General features: G+C 59.2%; 8 protein-coding genes. 3 read left to right on the top strand and 5 right to left on the bottom strand.

What is annotated here, in order from left to right:
* The first annotated feature begins 3 nt into the window (after positions 1–3).
* The 3 genes from ACR0DO_RS11095 to ACR0DO_RS11085 all read left to right on the top strand — a co-directional run bounded on the left by ACR0DO_RS11095 (position 4) and on the right by ACR0DO_RS11085 (position 4,684).
* Positions 4–1,029: a trans-3-hydroxy-L-proline dehydratase gene (locus ACR0DO_RS11095; protein ID WP_480558703.1), complete on the top strand. Its 1,026-nt coding sequence runs from the start codon at positions 4–6 to the stop codon at positions 1,027–1,029.
* Positions 1,030–1,102: 73 nt separating this feature from the next.
* Positions 1,103–2,224, top strand: a complete 1,122-nt coding sequence (locus ACR0DO_RS11090; RefSeq protein ID WP_480558701.1) for a tetratricopeptide repeat protein — start codon at positions 1,103–1,105, stop codon at positions 2,222–2,224.
* Between the two features lie 246 nt (positions 2,225–2,470).
* A complete protein-coding gene (locus tag ACR0DO_RS11085) occupies positions 2,471–4,684 on the top strand; it encodes an NADP-dependent isocitrate dehydrogenase (protein ID WP_480558699.1) in 2,214 nt (737 codons plus the stop codon).
* A gap of 293 nt (positions 4,685–4,977) precedes the next feature.
* On the opposite strand, the gene ACR0DO_RS11080 is transcribed toward ACR0DO_RS11085, so the two are convergent.
* The 5 genes from ACR0DO_RS11080 to ACR0DO_RS11060 all read right to left on the bottom strand — a co-directional run bounded on the left by ACR0DO_RS11080 (position 4,978) and on the right by ACR0DO_RS11060 (position 11,520).
* Positions 4,978–6,087: a transporter substrate-binding domain-containing protein gene (locus tag ACR0DO_RS11080; RefSeq protein ID WP_170446596.1), complete on the bottom strand. Its 1,110-nt coding sequence runs from the start codon at positions 6,085–6,087 to the stop codon at positions 4,978–4,980.
* 44 nt (positions 6,088–6,131) lie between these two features.
* A complete protein-coding gene (locus ACR0DO_RS11075; RefSeq protein WP_170446594.1) occupies positions 6,132–7,394 on the bottom strand; it encodes a transporter substrate-binding domain-containing protein in 1,263 nt (420 codons plus the stop codon).
* A gap of 22 nt (positions 7,395–7,416) precedes the next feature.
* Positions 7,417–8,202 (bottom strand): PP2C family protein-serine/threonine phosphatase, encoded by a 786-nt coding sequence (locus ACR0DO_RS11070; protein ID WP_480558697.1) that lies wholly within the window; start codon positions 8,200–8,202, stop codon positions 7,417–7,419.
* 3 nt (positions 8,203–8,205) lie between these two features.
* The gene (locus ACR0DO_RS11065) at positions 8,206–9,222 is read right to left on the bottom strand and encodes an FHA domain-containing protein (protein WP_480558695.1); all 1,017 of its coding nucleotides are present in this window, start codon (positions 9,220–9,222) and stop codon (positions 8,206–8,208) included.
* Between the two features lie 180 nt (positions 9,223–9,402).
* Positions 9,403–11,520, bottom strand: a complete 2,118-nt coding sequence (locus ACR0DO_RS11060; RefSeq protein ID WP_480558693.1) for a protein kinase domain-containing protein — start codon at positions 11,518–11,520, stop codon at positions 9,403–9,405.
* Positions 11,521–11,669 lie beyond the last annotated feature (149 nt).

Below are 11,669 nucleotides of genomic sequence, written 5' to 3'. Positions count from 1 at the left end.
GTCATGCGCAGCATCAAAACCATTCACGTGATCTCGGCCCATGCCGAAGGTGAGGTGGGCGATGTCATCGTCGGGGGTGTTCAACCACCACCCGGCGCGACCATTTGGGAACAACGCGCCTTCATCGCGCAGGACCAGACCCTGCGAAACTTCTTGCTGAACGAGCCGCGCGGCGGCGTGTTCCGGCATGTCAACCTGCTGGTGTCGCCGAAACACCCCGAGGCCGACGCGGCCTTTATCATCATGGAGCCCGAAGACACACCGCCCATGTCCGGCTCAAACTCGATCTGCGTGTCCACGGTGTTGCTGGATGGCGGGATCATTCCGATGCAAGAGCCCGAGACCCTCATGACGCTTGAGGCGCCGGGCGGGTTGGTGAAGGTCCGGGCCGAATGCCGAAACGGCAAGGCCGAGCGCATTTTCGTGCAGAACCTGCCCAGCTTTGTTGATAAGATATCGGTCCCGCTGGAGGTCCCGGGCCTCGGCACCCTGACCGTGGATACGGCCTATGGTGGGGACAGTTTCGTGGTGGTCGATGCAGCGGCATTGGGGTTCGAGATCGTCGAGGCCGAAGCCCGCGACATTGCCCGCATGGGCGTGGCCATCACCAATGCGGCCAATGAACAGCTTGGATTTACCCACCCCGAGAACCCGGATTGGGATCACATCTCCTTCTGCGCCTTTTGCGGGCCGCTGGATAAAACCGAAACCGGCCTGACCGGCAAATCCGCGGTCGCCATACAGCCGGGCAAGGTTGACCGGTCCCCCACTGGCACGGCGGTCTCGGCCCGGATGGCCCTGATGGCCGCGAAAGGGCAAATGACGGTTGGTCAGACTTTCGAGGCGGTGTCGATCATCGGATCGCGCTTTACCGGACGTATTGTCGAGCAAGCCCAAGTCGGCGACCGCCCAGCCATCATCCCCGAAATCAGCGGCCGAGGCTGGATCACTGGAACGCATCAACACATGCTCGACCCGGATGACCCCTGGCCCGGCGGGTATCGTTTGAGCGACACGTGGGGCGTATAACCGGTTGGAAAAGCTTGAATTCGGGGACGGTGGTTTCTACCTATAGAAGAGCAGTTTTCGAAATAGAGGCTTTATGAAGATACGCCTTGCCGCCCTGATCATCGTGATTGCGACCGTGATATGGTCGCTGAACCCCAAGCCCGACTATACGGAAATGTCCGCGACCTGCATGGGGAACAAAGGCAGCATGGCCGACGTTGTTTCCACCTGCGCGGCGCTTATGAAGATCGACGACCTTAGCCCGGCGCAGCAGAGCAGGCTGATCTCTGCCCGCGGCTGGGTTTATTATTCCGGCAAACACTATGATGAAGCGATCGCGGATTACACTGCGGCGTCCGTCCTTCAGCCCCTGGATGCAACTCCGGTTTTAAGGCGTGCTTTGGCGCTGGAGGCCATGAAGGATGAGGCCGGCGCTGATACAGCCTATTCCAAAGCGGTCGCCCTTAATCCCAGCAGTGCGCCATCCCGGTACTACAAGGCGCGGTTCGATCAGCGTCAGGGCAATTTTGCGGATGCGATAGAGGGATATGAGAAAACTCTGGAGATTGATCCGGCTTATAAAGAAGCGGGTTGGAATCTGGCAAACACGCATTTCGAAGTGGATGGACTTGACGGAACGGAAAAGTTTCTGACTCAGGCGGAAAAACGTTGGCCCGATCAGATGTGGGTGCACCTTGGTCGATTATTGCTTCACCTGAACGGAACAGGTGACGCCGAAAAGGGTCTTGCGGCTGCGAACGGAGTGTCTCGTTTGGAGTCAAACGGAGTCACCAATCTGTTTTTCCCGGCCATGGTTCATCTGAAGATTGGTGATGAGGAGAAAGGCGTGGAATTCGTTGAAGACTACGCCCGATGGACCGCTCAAAGATCCTATGTCCGAAAGGGGATTGTCGAAAGATGGGGTCAGAGGGTCGATGAATGGTTGGGCCTGCGCGGGAATCAAGAATGGATAACCCGTGCCCAAACATATGCGGAATTAGGAAGAACTGATCTGGCTCAGCACGAGATTAACACCTTTCTGAAAGATGCCCGGCGTTTTGATCGAGAGTATTTCTTTTGCCTCATTCGAGAAACCGGTGTGTCAGTGCCGCCAGAGTCTGAGGCGGGTTCTGCCGATCATTTGAGTCAAACGATCACGGATTATGTCCAGCAGCTTGCGGCGTCCAGCGGGTATGCGGATTTTGGAGTCGAGTAGAAAAACCTGGACTGCGGTCGGAACAGCCTATCAAACTGGAATTGGCTTGACCTCAAACGCCAACCCCCGTGTCAATTTGCGCCCCCACTAGAGGATTGATCCGAAACGCATCCTGTTTTAAGGGAGGCCCTGTCAAATCAGAGTCACCCTTGGGGCGGTAGGATTCTCGCGCCCCATCCGCAGCCACGAAGACGTGGCACACTCTTGGATCGCACGCCCCGAAAGGCTTAAAAAAGGTAAAAGAATATGGCAGAAAAATCGAACTTCGATATATTGTATACCATTGTAGACGAAGCGCCCGAGCTGGCCAGCGCGTCGTTCCTGCCCATCATTCGCAAGTTCGCTGGCGCCGCGGGTGTCAGCGTTGGCACTAAGGATATTTCGCTGGCGGGCCGTATTCTGGCAACCTTCCCGGAGAACCTGACCGATGCACAGCGTATCACTGACGATTTGGCCGCACTGGGTGAGCTGGTGAAAACGCCCGAGGCCAACGTGATCAAACTGCCGAACATCTCGGCCTCGGTACCGCAGCTGGTTGCTGCGATCGAAGAGCTGCAGGCGCAGGGTTACGATATCCCGAACTATCCGGAAGAACCGGCAAACGACGCCGAAAAAGCGATCCGCGCGCGTTACGATGCCATCAAAGGCTCGGCCGTGAACCCGGTTCTGCGCGAAGGCAACAGCGACCGCCGCGCGGCAAAGGCCGTTAAAAACTACGCTCAGAACAACCCGCATTCGATGGGCGAGTGGTCCGCAGACAGCAAAACCAAAGTCTCGTCGATGTCGGATAACGATTTCTATGCAAATGAAAAATCGGCCACCATCACTGCCGCGCAAGCTGGTGATGCAAAGATCGAATTCGTCGGCAAAGACGGCAGCGTGACAGTTCTGAAAGACGGTTGGACGCTGGATGAAGGCACCGTGGCAGACGCGACCTTCATGTCCGTCAAAGCCCTGTCTTCCTTCCTGGCCGAGGCCATCGAAGACACCAAGAAAGACGGCACCATGTTCTCGCTGCACATGAAAGCGACCATGATGAAAGTGTCGGACCCGATCATCTTTGGCTATGCGGTCAAAGCCTGGCTGGCCCCGGTGTTCGAGAAATTCGGTGCCGAACTGGACGCGCTGGGTGTGAACCCGAACTCGGGTCTGGGTGACCTGCTGGACCGCATCAAGGGCAATGCCGAGATCGTGGCCGCCATCGACGCGCTGAAAGGCGACCGTCCGTCGATGTATATGGTCGACAGCGACAAGGGCATCACCAACCTGCACGTGCCGTCGGACGTGATCATCGACGCCTCGATGCCTGCCGTGATCCGCGCGGGCGGCAAGGGCTGGGATGAGACCGGTGCCAAGGGTGACACCAACTGTGTGATCCCCGACCGCTGCTATGCCGGTGTCTATGACGAGACCGTCAACTTCTTCAAAGCCAATGGCGCGCTGAACCCGGCCACCGCCGGTGCCGTCGCCAACGTTGGTCTGATGGCGCAGAAGGCCGAGGAATACGGCTCGCACCCGACCACGTTCCAGGCGCCTGCCGACGGGACTATCCGTGTCGTTCTGGCCAATGGCGAGACATTGCTCAGCCATGACGTTGAAAAGGGTGATATCTGGCGGTCCTGCACCGTCAAGAAAGCGCCGATCGAGAACTGGATTCAACTGGCGATGGACCGCCAGCGCCTGACCGGGTCCGAGGCGATCTTCTGGCTGGACGCAAACCGCGCCCATGACGCCGAGCTGATCAAATACGTCAAACCAGCGCTTGAGGCTGCAGGTGTGGCCGACAAGTTCCAGATCATGGCGCCGCGTGAGGCAACCCGTCAATCACTCGAGACCATCACGGCAGGCAAGGACAGCATTGCCATCACCGGCAATGTTCTGCGGGACTACCTGACCGACCTGTTCCCGATCCTGGAGCTGGGCACCTCGGCCAAGATGCTGTCCATCGTCAAACTGATGAATGGCGGCGGTCTGTTCGAAACCGGTGCGGGCGGTTCGGCCCCGAAACACGTGCAGCAGCTGGTCGAAGAAAGCCACCTGCGTTGGGACTCGATGGGTGAGTTCTGTGCGCTGGGTGAATCGCTGAACTTTTTGGCCGACAGCAAGGGCAACGCCAAGGCCGGTGTTCTGGGTGCCGCGGCCGAGGCCGCAACGCAGGGCATTCTGGACAACAACAAATCGCCCAGCCGCAAGGTAGGCCAGCCCGACAACCGCGACAGCCACTACTGGTTTGCACGTTACTGGGCGGAAGCTCTGGCGGCACAATCCGACGATGCGGACCTGGCGGCCGAATTCGCGCCCATCGCCAAGGAACTGGCCGATAAGGAAGAGCAGATCCTGGGTGAACTGGCCGCCGCACAAGGCGCGCCTGCTGATCTGGGCGGGTACTATCACACCGATCCCGCCAAGACCGCAGCAGTCATGCGCCCCAGCGCGACTCTGAACGCGATCATTGGCTGATCCGTCAAGGCCACGCCGAAAGGCGTGGCTTTTTGCATTTCAGATCAGTGTGTTGAATAGAAAAAGGGGCTGACCCCCAAAGTCAGCCCCTTTTTGAGTGAGTGGGGAGGCTGAGCCTCACCGGTGTTGTTAAATCCAGATTACCATTTTTGAAGTTCCGGAAAATTGGGGGATTCCCGTAATTTCAGTCGATGGACGAATAAATTGGACGGATTTGCACGGTTATACGTGCTGCGTCACAAAAAGGGGCCGGTCCTGAGACCAGCCCCTTAGTTGTCAGCTGAACCGAGGGATCAGTTCGACGCTGCCATCAGTTTCTCGTTATGCTCGCGCAGCGTGTCCGAAACGATGGCGTACCATTCGCCGGATTCCCGCATCTCGTTCAGGCCTTTGTTCAGCATCGCCAGATATTGTTTTCCGAACGGATTGCTGCGGTGGCTGATGAAGCGCAGAGAGGACAGCGAAGTCACAAACGGATTTTCCACCAGATCGTTCGAGGTGAGGCCCATTTCCACCATAGTGTCGGAGAACAGCTGAACCTCGAAGGTTGCAACATCAGCGGTGCCGGTCAGAACAGCGTCAAGGCATTCACGCGCAGTGATCGGCTGCATCAGGGTCATGGTGTCGCCGTTGTGCAGACCTTCTTGCTCGAGGTCGTGGATGAACCATCCATCCATACGGCAGATCGTTGCGCCTTCCAACTGAGTGAACGTGGTGGCGTTTGCGTATTCGCTTTCTGGCAGGGTGTAGAAACCCACAACGATGTCATAGACGGGTACGGATGCGTCGAACTGGGTGCAGCGTACTTCGGTTTCCCATGACCATTCGTAGGTGCGGTTGGTGCAGTCCGGCATGTTCCACGCCATCGACACGTCAAACGCGCCCAACGGCAGCAGCGTTTCCAGGTGCGAGTTCCAATCGTCCACGAAGCTGATCGAATAGTCGCGCGCGTTGCCACCGCGCTGCAGCGCTGTTGTGCCCAGACGGGTGATCGCGCCGCCGCCATTCAGCGATTCATCGGCGAACGGCGCCCAGCCATTGCCGGTCACCAGCTTGATCGGCGGCTCGTAAACGCTCGACCGCTTGACGCTGGCGGCGCGTGCTTCCTCGGCCGCGATAATTTCCTGTGCGGACTGGCCATTCGGCAGGCTGCCGTCTTCACAGGGCAGGGCCAGCACAAGACCGGGGGCCAGGGCGTTCGGGTTGGTGATGACGTTGCGGTTTGCGTTGAAGATCGGCTGGTAGTTCGAGGTGCCATAGGCCGCGATTGCGATGGTGGCCATCGTATCGCCGTCTTCGACGGTATAGTTCGTACAGGCTTCCTGCGCGGCAGCGGCTCCGGCGCTAAGGGCGGTGACGGCTGTGGCCGACATCACGACTTTCTTCAGGTTGAATTCTAACATGTCCACTTCCTCCAGACATTTTTGTTGTCAGGCCGGTTTGGGCCTTAGCCATTTTCCATTTGATGACGCAGAGCGGTTGAAACGATGTCTCGCCACTCTCCAGATTGCTGCATGATCGCCAGACCCTGGTTGAGCGTCTCAAGGATCGCTTCCCCATCCGGATTGTCTTTGTGGGTCATGACGTTAAGCGACTTGATCGCCGCCAGGTTGGGGTTTTCGATGATGCGGTGTTCGTATCCCAGCCGCCCGATTGCCTCGACCGCCAGATGGGCCTCGATCGCCACGATATCGGCCGTGCCGTCCATGACCGCGTGAAAGCAGTCATCCGGCGAAACGGGGCGCATCAGAGTGATCGCAGGTTCGTAAAGGCCCACGGCGTCCATATGCGACAGCGACCAGCCCTCGGGGCGGCAGATCGTGGTGCCGGCAAAATCGGCATAGGTCAGGGTCTGTTCATAGCCCGAGCCATCCCGGGCAAAGAACGTGTCCACAACCTCGTAGAACGGGTTCGAGAAGTTGTAGGTTTCACAGCGTTCGCGGTCCTTTTCGGACAGTGCTGCGGCCTCTTCGCATTTCGGGCGCGACCAGGGGAAAGTGGCGTCAAAGGCCAGTGTCGGCATCAGCAAGTCCAGATGCGAGGACCAGTCATTGACGAACTGGATCTTGTAGTTCTGTTCGGGCGCGGCGCGCAGCATCGCGGTTTCCACCAGATTGGTGTAGAGGCCGCGATGGGGCAGACCCTCGTCGGTGAAGGGCGCATAGTTGCCGCCAGTGATCAGCAGCAATTGGCGATCCCGGATCTTCGGACGTTCACCTTCATCCGCGTTGCGGATCAGGGCGGCCCCTTCGGCACGGGCGGCTTCGATTTCCTTTTTGGCCTCGGCCCTGGCTGCGATCACGGCGTCTTCGCTGGCCTTTCTGGCTTCGGCTTCGGCCTCGGCAACCCGGGCTTCAGCGTCGGCGATGGCTTTTTCGGCGCGTTTTTCCGCAGCCTTGACCAGCTCTGCTGCCATTTCGGCGGCCATTGCTTCGGCTTCTGTCTGCGGTGCAGCCGGCGCGCGCCCGATCTCTTCGAGACAGGGCAGGGTCAGCACATCACCCACCCGGATGACGTTCGGGTTGTTGCCGATCACATCGCGGTTGGCGTCAAAGATGATGCGGAAATCTTCGGTCGAATATACTTCGATGGCCAGCTCGCGCAGGCTGTCGCCGCGCTGGATTTCATAGGTCGAGCATGCCTCTTGCGCCGAGGCGGTACCGGCCGCGGCAGCAAGTGCCAGGCTGGATATGAACAGATGGGGTTTCATGGGTCCTGTAGCTTTGCCTTGGTTAGTTTCTTGTAAGTTTCACAACGCTGATCGAGGTATTGTCCTGATCCGGATCGCCCTTGGCCCGGAGGGCCTGCCACAGCGCGTCGGCGATATCCTGCGCCCAGGCCTGTGCGTTGCCCTGAACGATGGTCTGAATTTCGGCGTCGCTGAGGTATTGCAGCCCGTCACTGCCCAGGATCAATACGTCTGATGCGGTCAGTTCCAGCGGTTCTTCGGGGCAATCGACCTTGGGGATCGCGGCCCCCATGACAACCGAAGTCAGCTGGTTGCGGTCGGGATGCACCTGTGCTTCGGCCTCGGTCAGTTTGCCCTGTGTCACCTGTGCGTCGATCACCGGTGCCATCGAGTGATCTTCGTTGATCTGGCGCAGAACCCCGTCGCGGAACAGGTACAGCGGGCTGTCACCGATCGAGATCCAGAATGCACGGCGACCAAGCAGCAGAAGCCCCAGCAGGGTCGACCCCATGTTGAACTTGGCGCCCTTGTCTTCGCAATGGGCCGCGATTGCTGCGTTGGCCTGCATCGCCGCCAGCGGCAATGCGTCGACCGCTGCGGCCTCAGACAGGGGGGTATTTTCAAGTTCGGCGTCCAGGGATTCACGCCAGGCTGCGACGACAAGATCCGAGGCTATCTCGCCTGCTGCGTGGCCGCCCATACCGTCTGCAATCACGACATAGCCTGCATCCGCTGCATCGAACATGCGCGCGGCAATCGCGTCTTCCTGCGTGTCGCGCTGACCCTGATCCAGGATCAGCGCAATATCATATGCCGGTTGCGCCAGCATCTATCAGGCATCCCGCCAGTCAAAGCCGTCATCGCAGAACGCGGCAAAGCGGATCGAGGTTTCGCTGATGCGGATCAGGTCGCCGCTGGACAGCGCAACGGTGCTGAGAACCGGTTTGCCGTTCAGGCGCACCAGATTGGCCTTACCGCCGTGCCCCAGATAGCATTTGCGATCCTCGGGGTCATAGGCGATCACCGCATGGTTGCTGCGCGAGATACCCGTGTCGCCAAAGTCCAGCTGAATGGCCTGATCATCGTTGCGGCCAATCTGCATCAGACCCTCGGTCAGCGTGATGCATGCGCCTCGGCCTGGGCCGGCGGTGACAACCAGCCAGCCAACCGGGAAGGTCTCTTGCGCGGTCTCGGTCTTGGCGACCGGTTCGGTGCTCTCGATCAGGTCCTGAACATGTGTGTCCGCGCGCTCGAACCCCAGGAAGGTGGTCTTGACGCGACCGCGACGGTCCTCGGCAGGGGCTGGGTCTGCGACTGGCTGTTGCGGCTCGGGCTGCGCTTCGGGTGCGGGCTCGGCCTGTGCCACAGGTTCGGATTCAACGGTTTCAACGACCACCTCGACAACCGCTTCGTCCTGAGCGGGCGGTTCCACCGCAGCGTCTTCCTCGGTGGCGAAGTGCAGGGTCACGACAGGCTCTTCCGGTTCGGGCTGCGCTTCGGGGGCCTCGAAAATATTGTCGTGATCTTCGGCAACGACCTCGGTCAGAACAACCTCGTCTTCTGCGTCGTCGGTTACATCCTCCGAAAACTCGGGCATCTCCTCTTCGGGGATCAGGTCATCACTGTCCTCAAAACTCTCGGAAGACATGTTGCTGCCGCCCAGGGCCGCGCGCAGCGCGTTGAAATCGGCAATCGGCTGGGGCTTTTCAGCCTCAGGCGCGGCGGCGTCTTCGGCCTCGGTCTCGGTGATTTCGGTTTCGGCTTCCTTGGCTTTGCCAGCACCTTCGAGAAGCCGGCTGAGAGGGCTTTTGTACTTAAACATGATGTCGATACCTTTGCTGTCTTTCACGGAACCTGCGTCCTGCGGGGCTGCTATTCACCTCTGCGCGCATCGGCACAACGGCACTTATGATACGGAAATCAAACCAACTTTTATCTTCCGCGGCGGGCCGGTCCCCGTCAGGGTGGCGGATTTCCAGGCACCACCCTCAGCTTTCACATAGCGGCAGATCACTTGCGACCGGTCAGATTACTCCTGCGTCAGCGGCATCACGGCATCCGTCCGGGCGCCGTCGCGCATCACGGTCAGGCGGGCCTCGGATTGTTTCTCCGCAACCAAAGCGTTCAGCATGGCATCCAGGCTTTCCTGGCCGTCGAGGCTCGTCCCGGTTTGCGCTTCCGAGATCAGAACATCGCCCCGCTTCAGACCACCGGCCGCATCGGCAGGCACGGAGGTGACAAGAGTTGTCCAGCTCTGACCATCCTCATTGCGAACGGTAAAGCCGTAGCCGTTTTCCAGCCCGACAACGCGGATGGCAGGCAGCGCCAGCAACCCGTTCTGCGCAAGTGTTTTGCCCAGCGGGCGGTAGCGGGCCGTCACACGGATATAGCCGTCGGGATCAATTGCCAGATCGTCCAGCACCTGTGCCGCAAAGCTGGTGTTTTCGCGGATGGGTTCACCGTTCAGGGTATAGATCGCGTCGCCGCGTTTGACCCAGTCACCGATCACCGACATGTCCTGCGCCGGATTAACACCGGTTATGGCGATGATGCTGCCGGTCGATGCACGACGTCTGGAGGTCTGGAACGGAATTTCGACATCCCAATGCGAGAATGCAACCTGTGTCTCGGCCGGCAGTGCTGCTGCCGCCGGGGTTGGCAGAGTTTCGGCTGTCCGGGCCTGTTCCGGATCAGCCGACTGGCCCTGTGTCTGCTCGACAGGCGCCTGAGTTGGTTCTGCCTTGACTGGTGCCGGATCAGCCTGTTCCGGCGTGTTTTCGGTGGCGGCGACCTGCTCGACAGGTTCTTGCGTTACTGCCACCTGTTCTTCTGTTTCCGGGACTGCAGGTGCTGATGCAACTGCAACATCCTGTGCCGGTTCGTTCGTTTCGCCGGACATCAGGAAATAACCGCCCGCCGCCAGACCAACGGCGATGACAGCTGCGCCGGCAATCAGTTTGCCGCTGCCACCCGATCCGCTTTTGACCACGGTGTCGACCGCAACAGCGGCTTCTTCCTTGGCCGTGAACTTGGCGAGTTCATCGTCATTCTTGTCTTCATTGCCCAAGGCAAGATCGGCATTTCCGGCCAACAGGGCGGTGACCACGGCTTCGGCGTTTTCGCTTTCGGCCTTGATCCGGGCCTTTTCGGCCTCTTCATCCTTGCGGTCCATGCCTACGATGACCGAGACCGGGCGATAGTCGAACGTATCGAACATGACGCTGGGGCCGCGGAACATGCGCAGCCAGTCCAGCGCGCTTTGCAGGCGGTCGGTGACGTGCACCTCCATCGCCTTGTCGATCGCCGCCAGGAACCCTTCGGGATAACCTTTGAACTGTCCGGCCAGCGGGGCGTAAGGGTCTTGCTGACCGTTGTTGAAGGCGTTCAGGCGGGTCTGACCGTCTATTGGACGCTCGCCGCTGATGGCGTGATACAGCGTCGCGGCCAGCACATAGAGGTCGCTGCTCGGGCCTTGCTCGGCCCCGCGCACATAGAATTCGTGCGGCGAATATCCGTCTTTGATCACGCGTAGGGTCAACAGCGCAGCGGATTGGTTCGCGGCCTGTTCGCGCGCGGCACCAAAGTCGATCAGAACCGGATCACCGTTTTCATCAATCAGGATGTTGTCGGGCGAGATATCCCGGTGCAGCATTCCGCTCTGGTGGATGAAAGACACTGCCGACAGCATCTTTTCGGTGACCTGAACGATGAACTCGGGGCCGGTTTTGTTGTCGGTGTTTTCGACATAGTCCAGCAGGTCGCAGCCCTTGATGAAATCCATCGCGATATAGGCTGTGTCGTTATCCTCGAACACCTGATGGACGTCGACGATATTCGGGTGGACCAGGCGCGCGTGGTTGCGCGCCTCTTGAATGAACAGATCGATGATCGCGCGCAGATCGTCCTTGTGGTCGGGATCGGTGGCCTCAACCAGATCGCCATTACGGTGGCATAGCGCCCCTGGGAAGCACTCTTTGATCACCACCTCGCGGTCCAGGCTGTTGCGGGCCAGATAGGTAATTCCGAAACCGCCATTGCTGAGGAAACGCAGGATTTCGTACTGTCCGCGCAGCAGCTTGGCGCCGGGTTGAAGTCCTTCGATTTTCGGTTCGTCGTGCGATGCACCGACCGCCTGGTTGTGGCTCATTTCTTTCCGCCCGTTCTGATCGTTTTGCGGTTTTCTTAACTGGGCCAATTCGCCCCTGAACTCGCAACCAAACACAACCGCAGGACACTTGAGACGGTTAGACGTTTCAATTTTGACTTTATTGGGGCCGCCTGATGGCTTCACTATGG

Source organism: Ruegeria sp. AM9, from assembly GCF_056540565.1.
The sequence above is the reverse complement of the archived record's forward strand: the minus strand, read 5'-3'. Positions and strand labels throughout refer to the sequence as shown.

What these genes read in the sequence shown, in the direction of transcription:
- ACR0DO_RS11060 (WP_480558693.1), bottom strand. Translation starts at nt 11,520, where the DNA reads ATGAGCCACAACCAGGCGGTCGGTGCATCGCACGACGAACCGAAAATC.
- ACR0DO_RS11095 (WP_480558703.1), top strand. Translation starts at nt 4, where the DNA reads ATGCGCAGCATCAAAACCATTCACGTGATCTCGGCCCATGCCGAAGGT.
- ACR0DO_RS11085 (WP_480558699.1), top strand. Translation starts at nt 2,471, where the DNA reads ATGGCAGAAAAATCGAACTTCGATATATTGTATACCATTGTAGACGAA.
- ACR0DO_RS11070 (WP_480558697.1), bottom strand. Translation starts at nt 8,202, where the DNA reads ATGCTGGCGCAACCGGCATATGATATTGCGCTGATCCTGGATCAGGGT.
- ACR0DO_RS11075 (WP_170446594.1), bottom strand. Translation starts at nt 7,394, where the DNA reads ATGAAACCCCATCTGTTCATATCCAGCCTGGCACTTGCTGCCGCGGCC.
- ACR0DO_RS11080 (WP_170446596.1), bottom strand. Translation starts at nt 6,087, where the DNA reads ATGTTAGAATTCAACCTGAAGAAAGTCGTGATGTCGGCCACAGCCGTC.
- ACR0DO_RS11090 (WP_480558701.1), top strand. Translation starts at nt 1,103, where the DNA reads ATGAAGATACGCCTTGCCGCCCTGATCATCGTGATTGCGACCGTGATA.